Annotated in this window: 20 protein-coding genes and 3 tRNA genes; 3 read left to right on the top strand and 20 right to left on the bottom strand. The window is 64.2% G+C overall.

All coding sequences use genetic code 11. The features are described 5' to 3' along the window. Positions 1 to 55: 55 nt before the first annotated feature. Entirely contained in the window at positions 56 to 871 is an 816-nt protein-coding gene (locus tag QYS36_RS05825; RefSeq protein ID WP_308838589.1) for an EAL domain-containing protein, read from the bottom strand. 334 nt (positions 872 to 1,205) lie between these two features. On the opposite strand from QYS36_RS05825, the gene QYS36_RS05820 reads away from it, so the two are divergent. Then, positions 1,206 to 2,201: an AraC family transcriptional regulator gene (locus QYS36_RS05820; protein WP_308838588.1), complete on the top strand. Its 996-nt coding sequence runs from the start codon at positions 1,206 to 1,208 to the stop codon at positions 2,199 to 2,201. 171 nt (positions 2,202 to 2,372) lie between these two features. On the opposite strand, the gene glpT is transcribed toward QYS36_RS05820, so the two are convergent. The 19 genes from glpT to leuC form a co-directional block, all read right to left on the bottom strand. Next, positions 2,373 to 3,719 carry a glycerol-3-phosphate transporter gene (gene glpT / locus QYS36_RS05815; protein ID WP_111463300.1) on the bottom strand — a complete coding sequence of 449 codons (1,347 nt, stop codon included), beginning with the start codon at positions 3,717 to 3,719 and terminating at the stop codon, positions 2,373 to 2,375. 322 nt (positions 3,720 to 4,041) lie between these two features. Then, positions 4,042 to 4,118: transfer RNA gene (locus QYS36_RS05810), tRNA-Asp, on the bottom strand. A 97-nt stretch (positions 4,119 to 4,215) separates the two neighbouring features. Next, a tRNA-Asp gene (locus QYS36_RS05805) sits at positions 4,216 to 4,292 on the bottom strand. A 37-nt stretch (positions 4,293 to 4,329) separates the two neighbouring features. Then, a tRNA-Val gene (locus QYS36_RS05800) sits at positions 4,330 to 4,405 on the bottom strand. Positions 4,406 to 4,504: 99 nt separating this feature from the next. Beyond that, entirely contained in the window at positions 4,505 to 5,269 is a 765-nt protein-coding gene (locus QYS36_RS05795; protein ID WP_308838587.1) for an SDR family oxidoreductase, read from the bottom strand. Next, positions 5,266 to 6,477: an O-succinylhomoserine sulfhydrylase gene (locus tag QYS36_RS05790; RefSeq protein WP_308838586.1), complete on the bottom strand. Its 1,212-nt coding sequence runs from the start codon at positions 6,475 to 6,477 to the stop codon at positions 5,266 to 5,268. The genes QYS36_RS05795 and QYS36_RS05790 overlap by 4 nt, the downstream gene beginning before the upstream one ends. Positions 6,478 to 6,542: 65 nt before the next feature. Then, a complete protein-coding gene (gene purF / locus QYS36_RS05785; protein WP_192423258.1) occupies positions 6,543 to 8,048 on the bottom strand; it encodes an amidophosphoribosyltransferase in 1,506 nt (501 codons plus the stop codon). Positions 8,049 to 8,076: 28 nt separating this feature from the next. Then, complete coding sequence (locus QYS36_RS05780; protein ID WP_111463296.1) at positions 8,077 to 8,643, bottom strand: CvpA family protein; 567 nt, start codon at positions 8,641 to 8,643, stop codon at positions 8,077 to 8,079. Between the two features lie 79 nt (positions 8,644 to 8,722). Beyond that, positions 8,723 to 9,364, bottom strand: coding sequence for an SPOR domain-containing protein (locus QYS36_RS05775; RefSeq protein WP_111463295.1), 642 nt, complete (start codon positions 9,362 to 9,364; stop codon positions 8,723 to 8,725). Then, on the bottom strand, positions 9,348 to 10,655 hold the full coding sequence (folC, locus tag QYS36_RS05770; RefSeq protein WP_308838585.1) for a bifunctional tetrahydrofolate synthase/dihydrofolate synthase: 1,308 nt from the start codon (positions 10,653 to 10,655) through the stop codon (positions 9,348 to 9,350). Before folC ends, QYS36_RS05775 begins: the two co-directional genes overlap by 17 nt. After that, on the bottom strand, positions 10,652 to 11,536 hold the full coding sequence (accD, locus tag QYS36_RS05765; RefSeq protein WP_308838584.1) for an acetyl-CoA carboxylase, carboxyltransferase subunit beta: 885 nt from the start codon (positions 11,534 to 11,536) through the stop codon (positions 10,652 to 10,654). The genes folC and accD overlap by 4 nt, the downstream gene beginning before the upstream one ends. 172 nt (positions 11,537 to 11,708) lie before the next feature. Further along, positions 11,709 to 12,341, bottom strand: a complete 633-nt coding sequence (locus tag QYS36_RS05760) for a phosphoribosylanthranilate isomerase (protein WP_308838583.1) — start codon at positions 12,339 to 12,341, stop codon at positions 11,709 to 11,711. An 80-nt stretch (positions 12,342 to 12,421) separates the two neighbouring features. Continuing rightward, positions 12,422 to 13,267 (bottom strand): tRNA pseudouridine(38-40) synthase TruA, encoded by an 846-nt coding sequence (gene truA, locus QYS36_RS05755; protein WP_374990421.1) that lies wholly within the window; start codon positions 13,265 to 13,267, stop codon positions 12,422 to 12,424. 160 nt (positions 13,268 to 13,427) lie between these two features. Further along, positions 13,428 to 16,250 (bottom strand): FimV/HubP family polar landmark protein, encoded by a 2,823-nt coding sequence (locus tag QYS36_RS05750; RefSeq protein ID WP_308838582.1) that lies wholly within the window; start codon positions 16,248 to 16,250, stop codon positions 13,428 to 13,430. A gap of 146 nt (positions 16,251 to 16,396) precedes the next feature. Then, a complete protein-coding gene (locus tag QYS36_RS05745) occupies positions 16,397 to 17,404 on the bottom strand; it encodes an aspartate-semialdehyde dehydrogenase (protein ID WP_308838581.1) in 1,008 nt (335 codons plus the stop codon). Between the two features lie 137 nt (positions 17,405 to 17,541). Further along, entirely contained in the window at positions 17,542 to 18,654 is a 1,113-nt protein-coding gene (gene asd, locus QYS36_RS05740) for an aspartate-semialdehyde dehydrogenase (protein WP_230125565.1), read from the bottom strand. 54 nt (positions 18,655 to 18,708) lie between these two features. Then, positions 18,709 to 19,791, bottom strand: coding sequence for a 3-isopropylmalate dehydrogenase (leuB, locus tag QYS36_RS05735; RefSeq protein WP_308838580.1), 1,083 nt, complete (start codon positions 19,789 to 19,791; stop codon positions 18,709 to 18,711). Positions 19,792 to 19,988: 197 nt separating this feature from the next. Next, a complete protein-coding gene (gene leuD / locus QYS36_RS05730) occupies positions 19,989 to 20,636 on the bottom strand; it encodes a 3-isopropylmalate dehydratase small subunit (RefSeq protein WP_308838579.1) in 648 nt (215 codons plus the stop codon). Between the two features lie 10 nt (positions 20,637 to 20,646). Beyond that, a complete protein-coding gene (leuC, locus tag QYS36_RS05725) occupies positions 20,647 to 22,074 on the bottom strand; it encodes a 3-isopropylmalate dehydratase large subunit (RefSeq protein ID WP_308838578.1) in 1,428 nt (475 codons plus the stop codon). 175 nt (positions 22,075 to 22,249) lie between these two features. Here leuC and QYS36_RS05720 point away from each other — a divergent pair, with 175 nt between their 5' ends. After that, positions 22,250 to 23,131 carry a LysR family transcriptional regulator gene (locus tag QYS36_RS05720; protein ID WP_308838577.1) on the top strand — a complete coding sequence of 294 codons (882 nt, stop codon included), beginning with the start codon at positions 22,250 to 22,252 and terminating at the stop codon, positions 23,129 to 23,131. Between the two features lie 114 nt (positions 23,132 to 23,245). After that, a complete protein-coding gene (locus tag QYS36_RS05715) occupies positions 23,246 to 26,170 on the top strand; it encodes an EAL domain-containing protein (RefSeq protein WP_308838576.1) in 2,925 nt (974 codons plus the stop codon). Positions 26,171 to 26,200: the final 30 nt, after the last annotated feature.

The raw sequence follows: 26,200 nt of genomic DNA, 5'->3' as shown, positions 1-26,200 counted from the left end.
CTTTCGGGAATGGGGTAGCGGGGTTACACGCAGCCATCGGCGCGCACTCGCCTGTTCAGTCGGCCTGCAGCACACAGGGCGTAGCGAGCCCTGGGATCAACTTCTGCGCGCGGGCGAAGAGAAATCCCTGCACCCACTGGGCCTCGCATTGGCGGCTGATCGCCAGGTCGGCCGCGGTCTCGATACCCTCGACCACCACATGGGCGGCCAGGCTGTTGCACAGCCCTATCAGGTGCCGGAGGGTCTTGGCATGCAGCGAGGAGCGGCGGGCGCGCTGCACATAACCCTGGTCGATCTTGATGATGTCGGGCTGTGCCTGCTGGATAAAGGCCAGGGTGCCGAACCCCGAGCCGAAATCGTCGATGGCCACATGGCAGCCAGTGCTGCGCAGCTGGTGGACGAATTCCACGGCCTGATCGTGGCTGATCGGTGCCGAGCTTTCGGTGATCTCGATGACCAGGCGCGAGGCGATGCCGCTGTCGGCGAGGCGCTGCAGCACCTGCTCCCAGTGATAATCGAGCGTCGCGCTCTGGGCGGAAACGTTGCAGCCCAGGGTCAGCGCCGGATGGCCCTGCAGCAGGTCGATAAGCGCCTCGACGACGCAGTGGTCGAGGCGGCGCATCGAGTGCCGGCGCTCCAGCACCGCGAACGGGTTGAAGCCCAGGGGCTCGCCGTCGCTGCGTAACAGACCCTCCTGATAGAGCGTGCGTTCGGTATCAGCCGCCGCCCTGACCGGCTGGAAGGCCAGGTGAAAGCGGCCGCGCTGCAGTTGCTGGTAGAAATGCCGCACCCGCACCTCGTCAGCCGCAGCAGTGGCCACGCAAAGGGCATCCAGATTGAGCAGTGGGTGCGCGGCAAACATCGAGGGCATTACCTGTTGTCCATAACTGGTCCGCTAGATCGCCACCTCGCAAACGTTTGCTTATGGCTGCTCGCCGAGGCTATTCGCTAAAATCGCAATCCAAACTGAGAAAGGGTGCACGGCCACTGCGCCGCCGATTGGGCAAGGTAGCGACTCACACGCTGCTGGCGTTCTGCGGCTTCGCAAAGAGCGCCAAGGCCGGCGCTGAAGCGGCCTCGCAAGGTTTACAGGCGGCCATGTTCCCAGCGCACCCAGGCAATGACCAGTGTTCCCAGGCGCCCGGTTGTTGTCCGCACATGCATGTGCTGCTCATCTCAGCGCCAGCGGCTTTCCAGGACACGCGATGTACACAGTGACCAGCAACTGCTTCCAGGTGATGGCGAAGAGCTTTGTCGAACAAGGCGTCGACCCACGCAAGCTCGACCAGCAACTGCTCCTGGCCCTGAGCAGCGGCACGCCGGTCACCCTGGCCCAGGTGTACAGCCTGTTCAGCCAGGCCAGCGAACAGACCGGCAATCCCGACATCGGCCTGGGTACCTATGCCCACGCCCATCCCAGTGCCCTGGGTGCTCAGTGCTACCCACTGATGTCCAGCCCGACCCTGGGCAGCGCACTGAAATTGATGGTCGACTACCATCCACTGGTCACCAATGGCTCGCACTACCTGCTCGAACAACGCCAGGACACCCTGAAGCTGATCGGCCTGGAAGTCGGCACCTCGCCCCTACCGGCGCCGCGCGCCTTTATCGATGCCGGCGCGGCACTGACCCTCGGCGTCATTCACTGGCTGACGCCTCATCAACGCCCCCAGCCGCTGGGCGCCGAGTTCACCTATGCGCAGCCGGCCGATACCCGCCACCTGCACCAGTTGTTCGGCGACAACCTGCGCTTCTCGGCGCCCCACAACAGCCTGATCTTCAAGGCGCGCGACGGTGCCATCGCGCTGCCGACGGCCGATGCGGCACTGCACGTCATGCATCAGGAGTACGCACAATCGCGCCTCGACGATCTGGTCAAGGGTTCGATCGCCGCGCGCGTGGCACGTCTGCTCGCGCAGCAGCTCACCCTGGGCATCAATCTGGATCTGAGCGAAGCCGCTGATACCCTGCAGATCAGCAAGCGCGGCCTGCAGAAGGCACTGGAACGCGAAGCGGTGAGTTTCATCCAGTTGCAGGAAGAGGCACGCCTCAAGCTGGCGCACAATCTGTTGCGCAACTCCACGCGGAGCCTCAAGTACATCTCGGCGACCCTGGGTTTCCGCGATCAGAGCAGTTTCCACAAGGCGAGCATGCGCTGGTTCGGCATGCCGCCCAGCCAGTATCGCAATCATGGGGCGTAGCCTAGGCCATCACGCGCTTGAATGATCGGCACGCCATCGGTGTAGGTTGGAAACGGTCTGCAGCAACGCTGGCTGCCGAGCATTGCGCTTCGGCATGGGCCGGGCTGGCAGCAAGCTTCGCCAGCACAACCTGCCCAACGCGCGGCGCTTGCCGCGCGTTGGGCTGTGCGATCAGGTCGCGCGCTCTTCGCTTGGGATCTGCTTGTGCCACAAGGTCGGGATCAGGAACACGATGGCCAGCAGGCAGGCGCCGACCAGCAGCACGAAGCCGCCATCCCAGCCGAAATGGTCGACCGTATAGCCCATCGCCGCGCTCGCCGCGACCGAGCCGCCGAGGTAGCCGAACAGACCGGTAAAGCCGGCCGCGGTACCTGCCGCCTTCTTCGGTGCCAGTTCCAGCGCGTGCAGACCGATCAGCATCACCGGGCCATAGATCAGGAAGCCGATGGACACCAGCGCCGCCATGTCGACGATCGGGTTACCCGGCGGGTTCAGCCAGTAGACCACGGTGGCCACGGTCACCAGGGCCATGAACACCACGCCGGTCAGGCCACGGTTGCCGCGAAACACCTTGTCCGACATCCAGCCGCACAGCAGCGTACCGGGAATGCCCGCCCACTCGTAGAAGAAGTAGGCCCAGGAGCTCTTGTCGACGGTGAAGTGCTTGACCTCCTTGAGGTAGGTCGGCGCCCAGTCCAGCACGCCGTAGCGCAGCAGATAGACGAACACGTTGGCCAGGGCGATGAACCACAGCATCTTGTTGCGCAGCACGTACTTGACGAAGATTTCCTTGGTGCTGAATTCCTTCTCGTGGCTGTCGTCGTAGCCCTCGGGGTAGTCGTTCTTGTACTTCTCGATCGGCGGCAGGCCGACCGATTGCGGCGTGTCGCGCATGGTCGCGAAGGCGAACACGGCGACCAGCATGGCGACCGCAGCCGGCACGTAGAACGCCGCATGCCACTCATTGAACAGACCCATGCCGAGCAGGAACAGCGGGCCGATCAGGCCACCACCCACGTTGTGTGCGACGTTCCACACCGACACCACGCCACCGCGCTCCTTCTGCGACCACCAGTGCACCATGGTTCGGCCACTGGGCGGCCAGCCCATGCCCTGGGCCCAGCCGTTGATGAACAGGAGGATGAACATGATGGTCACGCTGGAGGTTGCCCAGGGCGCGAAACCGAAAACGAACATCACCCCAGCCGACACCATCAGGCCGAATGGCAGGAAATAACGCGGATTGGAGCGGTCGGAAATCAGCCCCATGAGGAACTTCGACAAACCATAGGAGATGGCGATGGCCGACATCGCCAGGCCCAGCTGCCCACGGGAATAGCCCTCCTCTTCGATCAGGTAGGGCATGGCCAGCGAGAAGTTCTTGCGCAACAGGTAGTAGCCGGCATAGCCGATGAAGATACCGGCGAAGATCTGCCAGCGAAGGCGACGGTAGGTGCTGTCTATCTGATCATCGGGCAGAGGCTCCCGATGGGGGGCAGGACGGAAGAAGGCGAACATCCAAAGGCTCCAGTTCTTGTTTTAGCTGCACGGGCGAATGTGACAATTATGTGACATTTTCATTTGCGAAAATATCACTCGCTAGTGAAGCGGTAAAGCCAGAAATCTGTTGGAATTCGAACTAAATCGACGATTCAGACCGAAGGCCGAAAGAGCCATCGGTAATCATCGTGAAAAGGGCGGGCACCAGGGCCAGGGAAGTCGGCGGCGCTGCGATACTGCCGCATTCGGCTGCCAGGCGAGGATGCACAACCGAAAGGCAGAAACAAGAAAAGCGACCCAAGGGTCGCTTTTCAGGAAACCTGCTCGAGGCAGGTGGATATGGCGCAGCGGACGGGACTCGAACCCGCGACCCCCGGCGTGACAGGCCGGTATTCTAACCGACTGAACTACCGCTGCGTGTCGGTGGACTTGCGTCCATGGAACTCGTGCTTCGTCAGATGGGCAAGCCTGGCTTCCCCATCACATCCCAGAACTCAATCTCAGATGGAAAATATGGCGCAGCGGACGGGACTCGAACCCGCGACCCCCGGCGTGACAGGCCGGTATTCTAACCGACTGAACTACCGCTGCGCGTCGGTGGACTTGCGTCCGATTCTCTCAAGGCAAGTGGTGGGTGATGACGGGATCGAACCGCCGACCCTCTGCTTGTAAGGCAGATGCTCTCCCGGCTGAGCTAATCACCCTTGGCCTTGCGAGGAGGCGAAATTTACGCGGGCACCCAACCTAAGTCAAGGCCGCCGTTGAATTTTTTTCAAAAAAGACGCGGCGCGTGCGACGGTTCTTCAACGGTAGATCATCTTGCGCGTCATACCGCCGTCGCTGATCAACTCCTGGCCCGTCACGAAGCCTGCCTCGGCCGACAGCAACCAGGCCACCAGCGCCGCGACGTCGTCCACCTGCCCCACCCGCCCAACCGGATGCTGGGCATGCTCGTCAGCGCTCAGCGGCTCACTGGCACGCTGCGCCGGATCGCGGGAATCGATCCAGCCCGGGCTCACCACATTCACCCGGATGTCCGGGCCGAGGCTGATGGCCAGCGCATGGGTCAAGGCCACCAGGCCACCCTTGCTGGCGGCATAGGCTTCGCTTTGCGGCTCGGACTGGCTGGCGCGGGTCGATGCCATGTTGACGATGGCACCACCACTGGCGCGCAGGTGCGCCGTGCAGTGCTTGGCCAACAGCATCGGCCCGCTGAGGTTGATTGCCAGTACCTGGTTCCACTGCGCCAGCGCCAGGTCTTCCAACGGGCCGTTATGGGGGCTGGCCACCCCGGCGTTGCACACCAGACCGTCGAGCCTGCCGAACCGTGCGATGACCGCTGCTACGCCGCGCTCGACCTGACCTTCGTCGGCCACATCCATGGCCACGAACATCGCGTTGTCACCAAGGGCTGCCGCGAGCGCGTCGCCCTGGCTGTCCGCCAGATCGCAGAGCGCCACCCGCCAGCCACGGGCCAACAGCCAGCGCGCAATGCCGGCACCGATGCCGCGGGCAGCACCGGAGACCAGCGCGACGCGCCCCTGCTGCTCGACACTGCCCGCGCTCACAGCGCTTGCAGACCGCGGCTCAGGTCGGCCTTGAGGTCGGCGATGTCTTCCAGGCCGACGGCCACCCGAATCAGGCTGTCGCGGATCCCGGCATTCTCGCGCTCCTGGGGCGACAGGCGACCATGGGAGGTGGTGGCCGGGTGAGCGATGGTGGTCTTGGTGTCACCCAGGTTGGTGGTGATGGAGATCACCCGCGTGGCGTCGATGAAACGCCAGGCACCCTCCCTGCCGCCCCTGACCTCGAAACTGACCACCGCACCGAAGGCGCTTTGCTGACGCGCAGCCAGTTCGTGCTGCGGATGGCTGGCAAGCCCTGCGTAGTAGACCTTGTCGATACCCTCCTGCTGCTCCAGCCAGCGCGCCAGCTCCAACGCACTGCTGCAATGGGCCTGCATGCGGATGCGCAGGGTCTCGAGGCCCTTGAGGAAGATCCAGGCATTGAACGGGCTGAGGGTCGGCCCGGCGGTACGCAGAAAGCCGACCACCTCGGTCATCAGCTTGGCGCTACCGGCCACCACGCCGCCCATCGCCCGGCCCTGGCCATCGATGTACTTGGTCGCCGAATGCATGACGATATCCGCGCCCAGCTTCAGCGGTTGCTGCAGGGCCGGGGTGCAGAAGCAGTTGTCCACCGCCAGCAGCGCGCCGCGCTCATGGGCAATGGCTGCCAGCGCGGCGATGTCGACCAGCTCGGCCAGCGGGTTGGAGGGTGACTCGACGAACAGCAGCCTGGTGTTGGGCTTGAACGCAGCAGCCCAGCCCTGCAGGTCGGCCAGCGGCACATAGTCGACCTGCACGCCAAAGCGCTTGAGGTACTTCTCGAACAGGCTGATGGTGGAGCCGAATACGCTGCGCGAGACCAGCACATGATCACCGGCGCTGCACAGGCTCATGACGATGGACAGGATCGCCGACATGCCCGAGGCCGTGGCGACCGCCTGCTCGGCGCCCTCCATGGCGGCGATGCGCTCTTCGAAGGCGCGCACCGTCGGGTTGGTGTAACGCGAGTAGACGTTACCCGGCACTTCACCGGCGAAACGCGCCGCGGCATCGCCAGCGGTGCGGAACACATAACTGGAGGTCGGGAACAGCGCCTCGCTGTGCTCGCCTTCCGGCGTGCGGTGCTGCCCGGCACGTACCGCCAGCGTGTCGAAGCCGACACCCTCCAGATCACTGTTCAGCCGACCAGCATCCCATTCCTGCGTCATATCGCGTCCTCGTCCAGAAACCATTCCGGGCCACATGGGCCCGGATATTTACGCTGTATTGTCGATCAGTTGTTGTACAGATCGATGATCTCGCTGACCGCCTGCGACTTGGCCTTGCTGCCATCGTTGCGCGCCAGGTCGATACGATTCAGGTAGGCCTCGTCGACATCGCCGGTGACGTACTCGCCATCGAACACCGCGCTGTCGAACTGCTCAATCTTGATCTTGCCGCCACCGACCGCTTCCTTCAGATCGTCGAGATCCTGGTACACCAGCCAGTCGGCGCCGATCAGCTCGGCCACCTGCTCGGTGGTACGGCCATGGGCGATCAGCTCGTGGGGGCTCGGCATGTCGATACCGTACACGTTCGGGTAGCGAACGGCCGGGGCCGCAGAGCAGAAATACACGTTCTTGGCGCCGGCTTCGCGGGCCATCTGGATGATCTGTTTGCAGGTGGTGCCGCGCACGATGGAATCGTCGACCAGCATCACGTTCTTGCCACGGAACTCCAGCTCGATGGCGTTGAGCTTCTGACGCACCGACTTCTTGCGCGCCGCCTGGCCCGGCATGATGAAGGTCCGGCCGATGTAGCGGTTCTTGACGAAGCCCTCGCGGAACTTGACGCCCAGGTGGTTGGCCAGCTCCAGTGCCGAGGTACGGCTGGTGTCGGGAATCGGGATGACCACGTCGATGTCGTGCTCCGGGCGCTCGCGGCGGATCTTGTCGGCGAGTTTCTCACCCATGCGCAGGCGCGCCTTGTACACCGACACGCCGTCCATGATCGAATCCGGGCGCGCCAGGTACACATGCTCGAAGATGCACGGCTTGAGCTGCGGGTTGGGCGCGCACTGGCGGGTGAACATCTGCCCTTCTTCGGTGATGTACACCGCTTCGCCCGGCGCCAGGTCGCGGATCAGGGTGAAGCCGAGTACATCCAGGGCCACGCTCTCGGAGGCGATCATGTACTCGACGCCTTCGTCGGTATGGCGCTGGCCGAACACGATCGGGCGGATGCCGTTCGGGTCGCGGAAACCGACGATGCCGTAACCGGTGATCATCGCCACCACGGCATAGCCGCCACGGCAACGCTTGTGCACGTCCTTGACCGCGGCGAACACGTCTTCTTCGCTGGGGTTGAGCTTGCCACGCACGGCCAGCTCATGGGCGAACACGTTGAGCAGCACCTCGGAGTCGGAGTTGGTGTTGACGTGGCGCAGATCCGATTCGTAGATCTCCTTGGCCAACTGCTCGACATTGGTCAGGTTGCCGTTGTGCGCCAGGGTGATGCCGTACGGCGAATTGACGTAGAACGGCTGGGCTTCCGCCGAGCTGGAGCTGCCCGCGGTCGGGTAGCGCACATGGCCGATGCCCATGTGGCCGACCAGGCGCTGCATGTGGCGCTGCTGGAACACGTCGCGCACCAGGCCGTTGTCCTTGCGCAGGAACAGGCGGCCTTCATGGCTGGTGACGATACCGGCAGCATCCTGGCCGCGGTGCTGGAGGACGGTGAGGCCGTCATACAGCGCCTGATTGACGTTCGATTTACCGACGATACCGACAATGCCACACATGTGACGCAACCCCTACTCAGTGAAACGACTATTTACCGGCACCGAGGGGAGAAGCCCCCTGCAGCACCTCTTTGAATGGCAGCTCGACCGGCTCGCGGATACCGCTTGCCAGCCACTCGCTGGACACACCCAATATGAGATTCTTCGACCAGTCTGCCACCAGTAGAAAATGCGGCAGCAAGGCCGACTGCTGCCACCAGGCATCCTGCTGCACAGGCCCCAGGCTGAGCAGGCCGACCGCCACCACCACCAGCAAGGCGCCGCGCGCGGCGCCAAACACCATGCCCAGAAAGCGATCGGTGCCAGACAGGCCGGTCACCCGGATCAGCTCGCCGATCAGGTAATTGATCAGCGCGCCGACCAGCAACGTCAGAACGAATAACAGTACGCAGGCAGCGATAACGCGGGCAGACGGAGTTTCGATATAAGCGCCCAGGTGCTGCGAGAGTGCACCACCGAACATCCAGGCAACCACGCCGGCAATAATCCAGGTGACGAGCGACAGGGCCTCCTTGACGAAGCCTCTGCTCAAACTGATCAGACTCGAAACGGCGATGATGGCGATGATCGCCCAATCAACCCAGGTGAATGCCACGATGCAGGCTACCGATGGAAGAGGCGCTGCATTTTAGCAGAGCCCTGCCCATCGGTTAAGCGCAGATACGTGCGAGGCGTCAGTTGCTTTCCGGCTGGAAGCGCACCACGAAGCCATTGAGCTTGTGCTGGCGGTTGAGCTGATCACGCAAGCGATCGGCTTCGACACGCTCGACCAGCGGCCCGACGAACACCCGGTTCATGCCATCGGCCGTGCGGATGTAAGCGTTGTAGCCCTGGGCACGCAGGGTCTTCTGCAGGGTTTCGGCACCGGGACGACTGGACAGGCTGGCCAGTTGCACCGACCAGCTGACCGGCAGGCTGTTGACATCCAGGCGCTCGGTCGGCGCCTTCTGCGGTGGCGGCGTCACCTCCGCAGGCTTGCTGGGCGTGGGCTGCGCAGCCGGCGGTGGCGTGGGCGCCGGAGGCTCGCTGGCCGGCAGCTCGACGATGGGCTGCTCGACAGGCGGCTGCGCCTGATCGCTGGGCGAGCTGTCGACCGGCACCGGTTCCTGGGGCAGCTCCTGGGGATCGGGCACGATCACCGGCTGCATTTCGATTTCAGGCGTGACCGGCTTGGCGGGGATGCTCGGCGCATCGACCACCACATGCCGCAACTCGTCGGGACGGGAAAGCAGCATCGGCAGAAAAATCACCGCCAGCGCCACCAGCACCAGCGCGCCGACGATACGTTGCTTGGTTGCACTATCGAGCATTGCCATCCTGCACATCCTCCTGGGCGTAGCGCTCCAGCCACATCAGGGCTTCGGCCACGCAGAAAAAAGACCCAAAGAGCAGAATTTCATCCCCTGCCGCCGCACGCTCGCACTGCGCTTCGAGGGCACTGGCGACATCGCCGTAGGCCTCGACCTGGGCACCACGGGATGCCAGGTGCGCATGCAGCTCGGCAGCAGGACGCGAGCGTTCGCTGGGCAGCGTCGTCACCGCCCAGTGTGCGATGTCGGCCAGCAGCGGCGCCACCACGCCGGGCAGCTCCTTGTCGGCCAGCAGGCCGAATACGGCCAGGCGCCTGCCGGCAGTGGCGCGCGCCTGCAAGCGACCGGCAAGAAACTGCGCGGCGTGGGGATTGTGCCCCACGTCGAGCAACAGAGTGAGGGACTTGCCGCGCCAGTTCAAGTGACGACGATCCAGGCGACCGGTCACCCGGGTGGCCTGCAGGGCGTCGGCGATTTGCCTGGCATCCCAGGGCAGGTCGAGCAAGGCGTAGGCCTGCAACGCCAGCGCGGCGTTTTCCATGGGCAGGTCGAGCAGTGGCAGATCCTGCAGGCGCAGCACCTCGCCGGTGGCGGTCAGGCCATACCAGTTCCAGCCTGATTCGTTGACGCTCAGGTCGAAATCCCGGCAACGCAGAAACAACGGCGAATCGAGTTCGATGACGCGCTCGAGCAGCGGCAACGGCGGGTCGAAGTCGCCACACAGCGCAGGTTTGCCTGCACGCATGATGCCGGCCTTCTCGAAGGCCACCGACTCACGGCTATCGCCCAGCCAGTCGGCATGATCGACGCCAATGCTGGTGATCAGCGCCAGGTCGGCATCGATCAGGTTGACGGCATCCAGGCGCCCGCCCAGACCGACTTCGAGCACCGCCACATCCAGCTCGGCGCGCTCGAACAGCCAGAAGGCGGCCAGGGTGCCCATCTCGAAATAGGTCAGCGAGGTCTCGCCACGGGCGGCTTCGACCGCGCTGAATGCCTCGCAGAGGCTGGCGTCACTGGCCGGCTCGTCATCGATCTGCACCCGCTCGTTGTAACGCAGCAGGTGCGGCGAGCTGTACACCCCGACCTTGAGGCCCTGGGCGCGCAGCAAGGCGGCGACGAAGGCGCAGGTCGAGCCCTTGCCGTTGGTGCCGGTGACCGTGATCACCCGCGGTGCCGGCCGGGACAGGCCGAGGCGTACCGCGACCTCGCGGGAGCGCTCCAGGCCCATGTCGATGGCGCTTGGATGCAGACGCTCCAGGTACGCCAGCCACTCGGCCAGGGAGCGCTGGGTCATGCGCTGACCGGCAGAGCGGCAGGAGACGGCTGGTGGGTGAACTGCGCCAGCAGGCGGGCCAGACGCGGACGCAGCTCGGCACGGTGGATGATCATGTCGATGGCGCCGTGCTCGATGAGAAACTCGCTGCGCTGGAAGCCTTCGGGCAGCTTCTCGCGCACGGTCTGCTCGATCACCCGCGGGCCGGCGAAGCCGATCAGCGCCTTGGGCTCGGCGACGATCACGTCACCGAGCATTGCCAGGCTGGCGGAAACGCCGCCATATACCGGGTCGGTCAACACGGAGATGAACGGAATGCCCTCTTCACGCAGGCGCGCCAGCACGGCCGAAGTCTTGGCCATCTGCATCAGCGAGATCAGCGCTTCCTGCATGCGCGCGCCACCGGAGGCGGCGAAGCAGATGAACGGGCAACGCTTTTCTAGCGCCACGTTGGCCGCCTGCACGAAACGCTCACCGACGATGGCGCCCATGGACCCGCCCATGAAGGCGAACTCGAATGCGCAGGCCACCACCGGCATGCCTTCCAGGCTGCCGCTCATGGAAATCAGTGCGTCTTTCTCGCCGGTCTGCTTCTGGGCAGCAACCAGGCGATCCTTGTACTTCTTGCTGTCGCGGAATTTCAGGCGATCGGAGGGTTCCAGATCGGCACCGATCTCTTCGCGGCCATCGGCATCCAGGAAGATGTTCAGGCGGGCACGCGCGTCGATGCGCATGTGGTGGCTGCACTTGGGGCAAACGTCCAGGGTCTTTTCCAGCTCGGGCTTGTACAGCACCGCCTCGCAGGATGGGCACTTGTGCCACAGGCCTTCGGGTACCGAACTCTTCTTGACCTCGGAACGCATGATCGAGGGGATCAGTTTGTCTACCAGCCAGTTGCTCATGCTTTCAATTCTCCAACGCTGTAGGCTTCAACATGCTTGCTGCACATGACAAGCGAATTCACAAAGTGGTCGCCCCAGGGGCCGGCAGATTGCCCGCCACCCGCTTCGACCACGAAAAAAGCGCGCACTGTTCGCGGCGATAGCAGTATGGACGGCTCGCTGCACGGCGCCGTCACATCGACGCTCCAACCGCACGCACAGCGCGCACGAAGTCGTTGACCTTGGCGGCATCCTTGATGCCCTTGCCAGCCTCGACACCGCCACTGACGTCCACCGCATAGGGACGCACCTGCGCGATGGCGGCGGCGACGTTATCCGCCGTCAGCCCACCAGCCAGAATCACCGGTTTGCTAAGCGTTGCCGGAACCAGCGACCAGTCGAACGCCTGCCCCGTACCGCCTGGCACGCCCTCGACATAGGTATCGAGCAACACCGCCTGTGCACCAGGGTAAGCATCGACAAGCGCAGCCACATCATCCCCTGCACGAACGCGCAGCGCCTTGATGTACGGCCTTGCGAGCGCCTCGCACGCAGCGGCGGTTTCGTCGCCGTGGAACTGCAGCAGGTCCAGCGGCACGCTCGCCAGCACTGCGTCGATTTCGCTACGTGGCATATCGACGAACAGGCCAACGGTGGTCACGAATGGCGGCAAGCCGGCCAGAATGGCGCGCGCCTGCTCAACAGACACAGCTCGCGGGCTGCGCGCATAGAACACCAGGCCAATTGCATCGGCACCAGCCGCCACCGCAACCAGCGCGTCTTCAAGGCGGGTAATCCCACAGATCTTGCTGCGAACCACTGACAAGGACGAATACCTCCGCGAAAGGCCGGATGGTAACAAATGACCGGCGAAGACGCGCCATTAATTGCCGCGCCCTGCCCCTCCTACCTTGCCGCTACGTCTTCCAGGCCCGACAGGAAGTGCGGCCCCAGATAGCGGGTCGGCAAGTCGAATTCTTCAGGGTAATCCACCTGCACCAGATACAACCCATACGGGTGAGCCGTCACGCCGCCGGTACGGCGCACGCCGGTTTGCAGCACCTGCCCTGCCCACTCGACCGGCCGCTCGCCAGTGCCGATGGTCATCAGCACGCCAGCGATATTGCGCACCATATGATGCAGAAACGCGTTGGCGCGGATATCCAGGACGATAAAACGGCCGTGCTGCAGCAACTCGAGATGGTGAACCGTCTTGATCGGCGACTTGGCCTGGCACTGCCGGGCGCGGAAGGCACTGAAGTCATGGGTGCCGAGAAATACCCGCGCGGCCTCGCGCATGCGCTCGATCTCCAGCGGCCGGTGGTTCCAGGTCACTTCCTCGGCCATGTGCGCCGGGCGGATCTGGTCGTTGTAGATCACGTAGCGATAACGCCGCGCCATGGCGCAGAAACGTGCATCGAAGTGGCTCGGCATGGCCTTGGCCCAGGTCACGCTGATGTCACCGGGCAGGTTCATGTTGGCGCCCATCACCCAGGCATGCATGGAGCGCTCAACCCTGGTGTCGAAATGCACCACCTGGCCGCTGGCATGCACCAGGGCATCGGTACGCCCGGCACAGCTGAGCGTGACCGGTGCGCCACCGGCAACCTTGGACAGGGCTTTTTCGAGGGCCGCCTGGATCGACGGCACGCCGTCGCGCTGGCGCTGAAAACCGCGATAACGGGCGCCACGGTACTCGACACCCAGGGCAATCTTGTAAAGGCCGACGGCAGCCATTTCGGCTGCCGTCATTGGTTCGTTAATCAATGGGTCATGACCAGATCAAAGCTGCAAAGCCGGCAATTATACCGCCACCCAGGGAGGCCGCCATGCCAGCTGCCGATTTAGTTGTGTGCTGTAGATGCAAAAACGGCAGCCCACCGGGCTGCCGTCAATGTCGATCAACTGCTCGTCAAACCAGCTTGCCGATCAGCTCGCGTGCTTCCTGCTGCTGACCATCGTTACCTTCGGCGATCACTTCGTCGAGAATGTCACGGGCACCCTCGGTATCGCCCATGTCAATGTAGGCGCGCGCCAGATCCAGCTTGGTGGCGGTTTCATCGGTGCCGGAGAGGAAGTCGAAGTCATCGTCTTCGTCGAGCGATACCGGCTCGGTCTGCAGTTCCTGCGGCGCCTGGCCTTGCTGCTCGAGGCTTTCGGCCAGTTGATCGAGCTCGGCGGTCACGTCATCGAGCTGGGCGGCAAAGCTGGCACCGCTGTTTGCCTGAGCCGGCTCGTCATTGAGCGACAGGTCGAAGTCGGCGGGCAGGCCGAAATCATCCCCCTTGTCGTCATCCAGGGCCGAAGAGAGGTCCGGCAGATCGGCGGCCGGCTTGTCGTCATCGTCGTCCAGGCTCAACAGGAAGTCGTCGTCCTGGCTGGCAGCCGGAGCGGCCGGTGTGTCCAGGTCCAGATTGAAATCGGCCAGCTCACCGCCCGGCTCCTGACGGTTGACCGGCTCGTCACCCAGGTCCAGATCGAAGTCCAGGGGCGCATCCTTGCCGGCAAGCGGCGCCTCGGCCGGCAGATCGAAATCGGACTGCGGGCCCAGGGTGTCGATCTCGTCGAAACGGGCACGGTCGTCCTCGGCGTTGGGCAGCGGGTCCGCGGCGAACTCGGCCTCCAGGGCATCCAGGTCGAGATCGAAGGAATCGTCAGCGGCCGGCTGCAGTGGCGCCACCGGCTGCTCTGGCTCGTCCAGGGTCAGGTCGTCCAGGCTGAAGGAGTCCAGGTCATCAGCCGCGGCGGTGCTGGCCAGGGCCGCGGTACCACCGAGCATGATCATCGCCGGGTAACGGCTCTTCAACTGCTCGACCTGGGCATTGGCACCACCGATCTCGCGCAGTTCGCTTTCCTGACGGGCAAAGCCTTCGCGGTCACCCAGCTCGGCGTAGACCTCCATCAGCTTCAGACGCAGGTCGGTACGCTGCGGCTCATCGTTGATCGCGTTGTGCAGCAGCTCGGCCGCCTGGTTGAAGCGACCGTAGGCGATGTAGATGTCCGCCTCACCCAGGGCATCACCGGTCTGGGCAGTCACCCGCTCTTCAACGGACGGCGACAGGGCCACCTGGTCATCCGGCAGATCGTTGAGGCTGTCGGCCGGCAGTTCCAGGTCGCTGTCGAAGCGATGGGTGTCTTCCTCATAGGTCGACAGGCTCACCTCTTCCTCTTCGGCCTTGCGTGCATTGCGGCGCGACAGAATCAGCAGCACCAGCAACAGCGCCAGCAGCAGGCTGCCGCCGATCAGGCCGAGCATCATCGGGTTGGCCAGCAGGTTGTCCAGCGCGCTGTCTTCTTCGACCGGCTCGGGGGTTGCCGCGACTGGCGCCTGGGCAGGCGCTTCGGCAGCGGGTGCGGCCGGTTCGGCTGGCGTGGCCGCTTCAGGGGCCGGCGCAGGGGCGCTCTCGGCAGCCGGTGCCTCGGCGGCCGGCTCGCCCGCTGGCGGAGCCGCCGGGTCGACCGGAGCCGACTCCGGCGCGGTTTCATTGGCGGCGGGCGCCTCAGCTGTTGGGGCTGCGCCACTTGGTGCCTCGCCAGCAGGGCTTGCTGCCGGCTCAGCCGGAGCAGGCGTCGGCGCGGACGCAGCACCGGCGCTGGCCTGACCCGCAGGTGCCGATACATCGGCCTGCAGCTTGGCGAGCTGGTTGTCCTTGAGCTGAATCAGTCGCTGCAGCTTGTCGAGCTGGCTCTGCAGGTCGCCCATGCGATCCTTGAGCTCGTCGTTCTCGCGGCGCGTCGAGTCCAGGCTTTCCTGGGTCACGGCCAGCTGATTGGCCAGCGCGGCGTTGTTGGCGGTGCCACTTTCGCTGCCCGACGTGGCCTTGCCGGCTTCGGCAGCGACCAGCTTGAGCTTGTCTTCGGCGGTCACCTCGGCTGGCGCCGCGCCAGCGCTACTGCGCCGCGTGGCATCGATCTGCCGGGTGCCGGCGGCGGCGGGCGCGCTACGCCCCTGACGCCAGGAACTGTTCTGCGCGGCCACCTGGGCCAGGGCTTCGGACTGGCTGCGCCGGGCGATCTGCTGATCATCGGGCAGGCGCAGCACCTGGCCGCTCTTCATGCGGTTGATGTTGCCGCCGATGAACGCATCCGGGTTGAGATCCTGGATGGCCAGCATCTTCTGGTGCACGCTGCCGCTGCCGCCGGCACGCTGGGCGACCTCCCAGAGCGTGTCATTGGCGTTGGTGCGGTAGTCACCACCGGCGCTGGCGGCGCGCGGCGCCGCAGGGGCGCTGGCAACCGGGGCAGTAGCACGCGGGGCGGCACTCGGTGCCGGGCGCGGTACCGGCGCCGGCGCGGCAACCGGCATTTGCGGGGCGGCAGCGGCCTGGGGCGAGTACAGCGGCGGGTCGAGCAGCAGGGTGTACTCGCGCAGCAGACGGCCATTGGGCCACAGCACTTCGACGAGGAAATTCAGGTACGGCTCGCGAACCGGCTTGCTCGAGGTGACGCGAATCACACTCTTGCCGTTGGGCTTGATGATCGGCGTGAACTTGAGATCGGTCAGGAAGTACTGACGATCGACGCCGGCCTTGTTGAACTCTTCGGGCGAGGCCAGCGAGGGGCGCATTTCCGCGGCGGAAAGGTCGCGCACGTCGAGCAGTTCAATTTCCGCCACCAAAGGCTGGTTCAGAGACGACTGCAGTGTCAGCTCGCCGACACCCAGCGCATGCGCCATACCGGAAGACAGCGCCGTCGCCGCAGCGATAGCCAGCACCAGTTTACGAACCCGAACCATAGCCTTTTCCTTTGTGTTAACTGCTCTCGCAAGACGAGAGGATAGATGATCGGTGGCTGCCCCTTTGCAGGCCCCCCAGCCAACGATCAGCGCGCTCAGTATTTGCCAAGCTCGAATAGATATGCAGACTTCCGGATAAGTATCTTTTACAGATGGTGTTTTATCAATAACTCGGCCAGTTGCACGGCGTTCAAAGCAGCACCTTTTCGCACATTATCAGACACAATCCACAAACTGAGCTCACAGGGGTCATCGATCCCGCGGCGTACGCGGCCTACGTAGACTTCATCCTGGCCGACGGCATCACCGATAACCGTGGGGTAATCCCCGGCATCCACCAGTTCGATGCCAGCGGCGGCATCCAGCGCGGCAATGACCTTGTCCAGCTCTACAGGTGTAGACGCCTGTAGGGTGACACTCAAACTATCGCCGAAAAATACCGGCACCTGATGACAGCTGACCGCGACATTCAGCGCCTGGTCAGCGAACAGCGCCTTGACGTCTGCATTGACCCGGCGCTCCAGGCGGCCGTGGCCCTCGGCATCCGGTTCGTCAACCTGGGCCAGCACGTTGAATGCCATTTGCCGGTCGAACAGCTGCGGTTCGAAAGCCCGCCCATTGAGCAGCTCGGCGGTTTGCCGCGCCAGCTCGGACACACCTTGGCGCCCACGACTGGAGACTGCCAGCCCGGCATCGATCACCAGCCTGCGCAGCTGCACCTGCTCGCGCAGCGCGCCAAGCACCAGGCTGACGGCAACGGCCACCGAGGACGGGCTGGTCACCGCGAAGGGTGCCTCGCCGCGGATCGCAGCGCCGTTGACTTCCGGCACCACGCGCGGCGCCACGTCAGCGGGCAGCGCACCGGTTACATCGATCAGCGAACAGCCGGCCTTGCGCACCGCCTCGGCATGCGCCAGGGTCACCGACGGGTCGGCGGCGAAGAACACCAGTTGCACGGTGCGAAAATCGAAACCGTCTACCGTGCGCACGCGCAGGTTACGGCCTCTGTAGGCCAGCGTGCGGCCGGCCGACTCGTCGCTGGCCAGCAGATGCAGATCACTGATCGGGAAGTCGCGCTCTTCGAGGATTTGCAGCAGGGTTTCGCCAACACTGCCGGTGGCACCGACGATGGCGATAGCAAAGGTAGAAGTCATGAAGGGAGCCTGATGCTCGATAACTGAAACAGACCCGGCACTCTACCGAAAAGCCGAGGGGCGGGCGACGGCAATCGCAAGCGACCACCCTCTACCCGCCCCTCTCGTGGCACACCTGTCGGCGCACCCTGGCCCGATCAGCGCTCCAGCAGGATGCGCAGCATACGGCGCAGCGGCTCGGCCGCGCCCCACAGCAGCTGGTCGCCCACGGTGAAGGCGCCCAGGTACTGCGAGCCCATGTTGAGCTTGCGCAGACGGCCGACCGGTACGCTCAGGGTGCCGGTGACGGCAGTCGGGCCGAGTTCGCGAATGCTGGCTTCGCGATGGTTCGGCACCAGCTTGACCCAGGGGTTGTGCTGGCTGATCAGCCCTTCGATATCCGACAGCGGCACGTCCTTGTTGAGCTTGATGGTCAGCGCCTGGCTGTGGCAACGCATGGCGCCGATGCGCACGCAGATGCCGTCGACCGGAATCGGATTCTTGAAGCGGCCGAGAATCTTGTTGGTTTCCGCCTGGGCCTTCCACTCTTCGCGGCTCTGGCCGTTAGGCAGCTCCTTGTCGATGTAGGGAATCAGGCTGCCGGCCAGCGGCACGCCGAAGTTGTCGACCGGGAAGGCATCGCCACGCATGGCTTCGGCCACTTTACGGTCGATGTCGAGGATGGCGCTGGCCGGGTCGGCCAGTTCATCGGCCACGGTGGCGTTGATGGTGCCCATCTGCTTGATCAGCTCGCGCATGTTCTGCGCGCCGGCACCAGAGGCCGCCTGGTAGGTCATGGCGCTCATCCACTCGACCAGGCCGGCTTCGTACAGGCCGCCGAGGGCCATCAGCATCAGGCTGACGGTGCAGTTGCCGCCGATGTAGTTCTTGGTGCCGGCATCCAGCGCGTGATCGATGACCCGACGGTTGACCGGGTCGAGCACGATCACCGCATCGTCAGCCATGCGCAGCGACGACGCCGCGTCGATCCAGTAGCCCTTCCAACCCGCTTCACGCAGCTTGGGGAACACTTCGCTGGTGTAGTCGCCACCCTGGCAGGTGAGAATCACGTCCAGGCCTTTGAGCTCGTCGATGCTGTAGGCATCCTTGAGCGCCTCGGTTTCCTTGCCAATGGCCGGGCCTTGGCCGCCGACATTGGAGGTGGTGAAGAACACCGGCTCGATCAGATCGAAATCCTGTTCTTCCAGCATGCGCTGCATGAGCACGGAACCGACCATGCCACGCCAACCGATAAGACCTACACGTTTCATAACCACTACACCTATATGAACAAGCCGCCGGACAGCTTCCAGCGGCCTGGAAGATTACAGACTACGCAGCGCTTCGACTACTGCATCACCCATCGCCGCGGTGCCGACCCTGGTCGTACCGACGGAATGGATGTCGCCGGTGCGCAGGCCTTGATCCAGTACCTTGCTGACTGCCAGCTCGATGGCATCGGCGGCCTGAGCCTGGTTGAAGCTGTAACGCAGCATCATCGACACCGACAGAATGGTCGCCAGCGGGTTGGCGATGCCCTGCCCGGCGATATCCGGCGCGCTGCCGTGGCATGGCTCGTACATGCCCTTGTTGTTGGCGTCCAGCGAGGCGGACGGCAGCATACCGATGGAGCCGGTGAGCATCGAGGCTTCGTCGGAGAGGATGTCGCCGAACATGTTGTCGGTGACCATCACGTCGAACTGCTTGGGCGCACGCACCAGTTGCATGGCCGCGTTGTCGACGTACATGTGGCTCAGCTCGACATCCGGGTAATCCTTGGCCACTTCCTCGACCACGGCGCGCCACAACTGGCTGGAGGCCAGCACGTTGGCCTTGTCCACCGAGCAGAGCTTCTTGTTGCGCACCCTGGCCATGTCGAAACCGACCTTGGCGATGCGGCGGATCTCGCTCTCGCTGTAGGGCAGCGTGTCGTAGGCCATGCGCTCGCCGTTATCGAGCACCTTGGTTTCGCGCGGCTGGCCGAAGTAGATGCCGCCCGTCAGCTCGCGGACGATAAGGATATCCAGGCCAGCCACCACCTCCGGCTTGAGCGACGAGGCGTCGGCCAGCTGCGGGTACAGGATGGCCGGGCGCAGGTTGGCGAACAGGCCGAGCTGGGAGCGGATTTTCAGCAGGCCGCGCTCCGGACGAATGGCCGGATCGATCTTGTCCCACTTGGGGCCACCGACGGCGCCGAGCAGTACCGCATCAGCCGCGCGGGCACGCGCCAGGGTCTCGTCGGCCAGCGGCACGCCGTACTTGTCGACGGCAGCGCCGCCCAGCTCGTCGAACGACAACTCGACGTTCAGGTCGAACTTGTCATTGGCCAGGCGCAATACCTTGACCGCTTCGGCCATGATTTCCGGGCCGATGCCATCGCCGGGAAGAACCAGAATCTGCTTGCTCATACGTTTTCCTTCATACCTTCGGGCCGCCGGCCTTGCCGTGCGCGACCTGTAAAAACCCGAACAGGCCCGTGGCCATCACCCAATGCCGCGAGGGGCGCCATGTTCGGCGTCCGTTCGGGCGGGGTCAAGGCGCTACGGGCCCATTCGCCGATAACACGTAACCTTATTTTTCCACGCCGCCAGGCGGCGCGGCCGGCTTACTTGATGGCGCCGAACAACCACGGCTGACGCTGCTGATAGCCGACTTCGAACGCGCGGATCGCGTCGGCGTCCTGCAGGGTCAGGCCGATATCATCGAGACCATTGAGCAGGCAGTGTTTGCGAAATGCATCGACTTCGAAGCGGTATTGCACGCCATCCGGCCGGGTGACGGTCTGCGCAGCGAGGTCGACGGTCAGTTGGTAACCCTCGGTGGCCTCGGTCTGCTCGAACAGCGCATCGACTTCTTGTTCGGCCAGCACGATCGGCAACAGGCCGTTCTTGAAGCTGTTGTTGAAGAAGATATCGGCGAAGCTCGGCGCGATCACCGTGCGGAAACCGTACTCGTCCAGCGCCCAGGGCGCGTGCTCGCGGCTCGAACCACAGCCGAAGTTTTCCCGCGCCAGCAGCACGCTGGCGCCCTGATAACGCGGGAAGTTGAGCACGAAGTCCTTGTTGATCGGGCGCTTGGAGTTGTCCTGATTCGGTTGCCCGACATCCAGGTAACGCCACTCGTCGAACAGGTTCGGGCCAAAGCCGGTGCGCTTGATCGACTTCAAGAACTGCTTGGGGATGATCTGGTCGGTGTCGACGTTGGCGCGATCGAGCGGTGCGACCAGGCCGGTGTGTTGAGTAAAAGGTGTCATGTCGTGCTCCTCAGGCCTGGATCAATTCGCGAACGTCGATAAAACGACCGGTCACCGCTGCAGCGGCAGCCATGGCCGGGCTCACCAGGTGGGTACGGCCACCAGCGCCCTGGCGGCCTTCGAAGTTGCGGTTGGAGGTGGAGGCGCAATGCTCGCCGCTGCCGAGTTTGTCCGGGTTCATCGCCAGGCACATGGAGCAGCCGGGTTCACGCCACTCGAAACCGGCTTCGATAAAGATCTTGTCCAGCCCTTCGCTTTCCGCCTGGGCCTTGACCAGACCGGAGCCCGGCACCACCAGAGCCTGCTTGACGGTGCTGGCGACCTTGCGGCCCTTGGCCACTTCGGCAGCGGCGCGCAGATCCTCGATACGCGAGTTGGTGCACGAGCCGATGAACACGCGATCGAGCTGGATAGTGGTGATCGGCTGGTTGGCGGCGAGGCCCATGTACTTGAGGGCGCGAGTGATCGAGTCCTTCTTCACCGGGTCGCTTTCACGGGCCGGGTCCGGCACGTTCTGGTCGACGGCCAACACCATCTCTGGCGAGGTACCCCAGCTGACCTGCGGCTTGATGTCTTCGGCACGCAGCTCGACCACAGTGTCGAAATGCGCGTCGGCATCGGACACCAGGTCACGCCACACGGCCACGGCTTTTTGCCAGTCCGCACCCTTCGGCGAATAAGGACGGCCCTCGACGTAGGCGATGGTTTTCTCGTCGACCGCCACCAGGCCCACCCGGGCACCGGCTTCGATGGACATGTTGCAGATGGTCATGCGCCCTTCCAGGGACAGATCACGGATCGCGCTGCCGGCGAACTCCATGGCATGGCCGTTACCGCCAGCGGTACCGATCTTGCCGATCACCGCGAGCACGATGTCCTTGGCGGTCACGCCGAACGGCAGCTTGCCCTCGACCCGCACCTGCATGTTCTTCATTTTCTTGGCGACCAGGCACTGGGTGGCGAGCACGTGCTCGACCTCGGAGGTGCCGATGCCATGGGCCAGCGCGCCAAATGCACCGTGGGTGGAGGTGTGCGAGTCGCCACAGACCACGGTCATGCCGGGCAAGGTGGCGCCCTGCTCCGGGCCGACCACGTGAACGATGCCCTGGCGCACATCGTTCATCTTGAATTCGAGGATGCCGAAATCGTCGCAGTTCTCGTCCAGGGTCTTGACCTGAATGCGCGAGACTTCATCGGCGATGGCGTCCAGGCCACCGAGGCGCTCGGCGCGGGTGGTCGGCACGTTGTGATCCGGCGTGGCGATGTTGGCATCGATGCGCCACGGCTTGCGCCCGGCCAGACGCAGGCCTTCGAAGGCCTGGGGCGACGTCACTTCGTGAAGGATGTGGCGGTCGATGTAAATGAGCGACGAGCCATCATCGCGCCGCTTCACTTCGTGCATTTCCCACAACTTGTCGTAGAGCGTCTTGCCGGTCATCAGCCTGTTCCTCACCTTTATTTCTATGCCCGGGCAATAGCCCTTTGGCTTATGGGGAGAATGCTATGCCTCGGTAGTGAATAACTCAAATTCATATTTTTCATCCAGAAGATTCCCGAACGGAATTCATATAGCATCGCGCGATAAACACCCCCTGATCGCCTCTGGAAGCCCCATGGATCTCGCCACCCTCAATGCCTTTATCGCCATCGCCGAGCTCGGCAGCTTTTCCGAGGCTGCCATCCGCCTGCACCTGACCCAGCCCGCGGTGAGCAAACGCATCGCCAGCCTGGAGCAGCAGTTGCGTGTGCGCCTGTTCGACCGCCTGGGCCGCGAGGTCAGCCTGACCGAAGCGGGTCGCGCCCTGCTGCCCCGCGCCTACCAGATTCTCAATGTGCTGGAAGACACCCGCCGGGCGCTGACCAACCTCAATGGCGAGATCACCGGCCGCCTGACCCTTGCCACCAGCCACCACATCGGCCTGCACCGCTTGCCGCCGCTGCTGCGCGCCTTTACCCGCGCGCACCCGCAGGTGGCGCTGGACATCCAGTTTCTCGACTCGGAGGTGGCCTACGACGAGGTATTCCACGGCCGTGCCGAGCTGGCGGTGATCACCCTGGCGCCCGATACCCGCGACCCGGTGCGCGCCGTACCGGTATGGAACGACCCGCTGGATTTCGTCACCGCCCCCGAACATCCTCTGGCCCAGGGCACGGGGGTGACGCTCGCCGACGTGGCCCTGCACCCGGCGGTGTTCCCCGGCGGCAACACCTTTACCCACCATATCGTCCAGCGCCTGTTCGAGGCCGAAGACCTGACACCCAACATCGCCATGAGCACCAACTACCTGGAAACCATCAAGATGATGGTGTCCATTGGTCTGGCCTGGAGCGTATTGCCACGCACCATGCTCGATGAGCAGGTCTTCCGCCTGCCGTTGCCAGGCATCCAGCTGTCGCGGCAGCTGGGCTACATCGTGCATACCGAGCGTACCCTGTCGAATGCCGCCAGGGCCTTCATGCAACTGCTCGACGACCAGCGTGACAGCTTGCCTTAGCGCTAAGGCACCAGCTAACGTGGCACCCATAGCGGCCATTGGCCGGCATTCGTTCGGCGTACCTGCCGTTAGCCCGACCACGATTCTGGCAAGGCTTATATAGAGGAAGGGTCAATGGGCAACTCCAACGACAAACGCCCACCATTGCCCCACATACCAGTGCTTGATCCCGCCGAGTTCGAAAAGACCTGGCACGACAGCCAGCACCTGCTGGCGGCACTCAACGGTGCAGGGCTCGGGGCCTGGTTCTGGAACATCGACAGTGGTGAGGTGAGCTGGTCACGCGGCGCCCAGAAGGTCTTCGGCCTCGACCCTACCCGACCACTCAGCGCGCCGGTCGACTATATAGGGCTGATTCCCGAAGAAGAGCGCGGCGAAGTGCTGCGCCTGTTTCAGGCAGTCATCGACGGCTCACCAACCAGCGAGCCGATCCGGCATCGCATTCGCCTGCCGGACGGCAGCCTGCGCTGGATCGAGATCACCGGCAGCCTGCAGGCTGGCGAAGGCGGCCAGCAGCGGATGTTCGGCGTGATGCGCGACATCACCCGCCAGCGCAAACAGGAACAGGCCCTCGCCGACAGCCAGGAGCGCCTGCGCATGGCCCTCGAATCGGCCGACCTGGGCACCTGGGACTGGCACATCCCCAGCGACACCATGTTCGCCTCGCCGCGCGCCGCCGTCCTGCATGGCCTGCCAAACGCGCCCTTCCAGGGCCCCTTTCCGGATTTTTTTGCCCATGTGCCCATGCAGGACCGCCAGGCACTGCGCCAGGCCTATCGCGACCTGCTGCCCGCTAACGGCCAGGATTCCCAGGTGACCTACCGCACGGTGCACGCCAACGGCCAGACCCATTACCTGGAGAGCACCGCCAAACTGCACCGCGATACCCAGGGCCAGCCGATGCGCATGACCGGCATCATGATCGACACCAGCGAACGCACCCTGCGCGAGCAGCGCCTGCAGGCCTCGGAACGCAAGTTCGCCACGCTGTTCCAGGCCAGCCCCGACCCGATCTGCGTGACCACCCTGCCCGAAGGGCGCATTCTGGATGTCAACCCGGCGTTCACCCAGGCCTTCGGTTGGCGCCCGGCGGAAGTCACCGGGCGCAATATCTTCAAGCTCGCACCCTGGCAGGCGCTGCCCGAGGACTCGCCATTGCGCGCCAAGATTCTCAACGGCACCGACCTAACCGACGAACGCATCGACCTGCACGACCCACAGGGCCAGCTGATGAGCTGCATCGTGTCCTGCCGGCGCGTGGAACTCGCCGGCCAGCCCTGCGTGCTCAGCAAGTTTCGCGACATCACCGAGCAGCAGCGCGCCGAGTCGGCGCTCAAGGCCAGCCAGGAGAAATTCTACAAGGCCTTTCACTCCAGCCCGGACGCGATCACCATCACCACCCGTGACACCGGCCGCTATATCGAGATCAACGATGGTTTCACCCGCCTGACCGGCTACAGCGCCGAGGAAGTCATTGGCCGTACCTCGACCGAAGTGGGTATCTGGCCCGACGAGCAGCAACGTCAGCAACTGCTCGCCACCCTGCGCGAGCAGGGCCATATCCAGCGCATCGAGATGAGCGGCCGCGATCGCCACGGCAAGCACCTGGAAGTGGAAATCTCGTTCGAACCGATCGAGCTGGACAATACCCAATGCCTGCTGGTTACCGCCCGTGACATCAGCGAACTCAAGGCCGCCCAGCAACAGATCCAGCACCTGGCCTATCACGACCCGCTGACCAGCCTGCCCAACCGCGCCCTGCTGATGGATCGCCTGACCCAGCAGATCGCCCTGCTGCAGCGCCACGGCCTGCGTGGCGCGCTGCTGTTCCTCGATCTCGACCATTTCAAGCACATCAACGACTCGCTCGGCCATCCGTTCGGCGATGCGGTGCTCAAGCTGATCACCGCGCGCCTGGAAGTCAGCGTGCGCGAAGAGGATACCGTGGCGCGCCTGGGCGGTGACGAGTTCGTGGTACTGCTGACCGGCCTCGAGGGCCCCCTGGAGCAGGTCATCAGCCACGCCGGCCAGGCCGCCGAAAAGCTGCGCACCCTGCTCAGCGAACCGATGCTGCTGGAGGGCCATCGCCTGCAGGTCACCCCGAGCATCGGTATCGCGCTGATTCCCGACCACGGCCAGACCCCGGCCGACCTGCTCAAGCGCGCCGACATCGCCCTGTACCGCGCCAAGGACTCCGGCCGCAACGCCATCCAGCTGTTCCACGGCTCCATGCAGCACGCCGCCAGCGAACGCCTGCGCCTGGAGAACGAGCTGCGCACGGCCCTGAGCCGCGGTGAATTCGAGCTGTATTTCCAGGCCCAGGTGGATGCCCGCACCGATCAGATCATCGGCGCCGAAGCGCTGCTGCGCTGGGCCCATCCGACCCTCGGCCAGCAATCGCCGGCGCTGTTCATCCATGTGCTGGAGGAAAGCGGGCTGATCCTGGAGGTCGGCGCCTGGGTGATGGTCGAAGCCTGCCACGCCTGCGCCCAGCTATTGGAAGAAGGCCTCATCGACGAGCGCTTCAGCCTGTGCGTGAACATCAGCACGCGGCAGTTCCGCCAGGGCGACTTCGTCGAGCGCGTCGAGCATTGCCTGCGCCAGAACAGGCTGCCCCAGGGCATGCTCAAGCTGGAAATCACCGAAGGCATCGTCATCGAGGACATCGACGACACCATCGCCAAGATGAACCGCCTGCGCAAGCTGGGCGTCAGTTTCGCCATGGACGATTTCGGCACCGGCTACTCGTCACTCACCTACCTCAAGCGCCTGCCGGTGGATGTACTGAAGATCGACCAGTCGTTCGTGCGCGATGCCACCAGCAACCCGAACGATGCGGAAATCATCCGTGCGGTGGTGACCCTCGGCCTGAGCCTGGGCCTGGAGGTGATCGCCGAAGGCGTCGAACAGCAGAGCCAGCTGGACTTCCTGCAGAGCCAGGGTTGCAACTGCTACCAGGGCTACCTGTTCAGCCGCCCCCAGCCGCTGCCGGCGTTCCGCGCCCTGCTCATCCACGGCGACCAGCGCCTGCCGCACTGAAACGGAAAAGGCGCCACGAGGGCGCCTTTC

This window comes from Pseudomonas sp. G34 (assembly GCF_031119625.1).
GTDB lineage: Bacteria > Pseudomonadota > Gammaproteobacteria > Pseudomonadales > Pseudomonadaceae > Aquipseudomonas.
The sequence above is the reverse complement of the archived record's forward strand: the minus strand, read 5'-3'. Positions and strand labels throughout refer to the sequence as shown.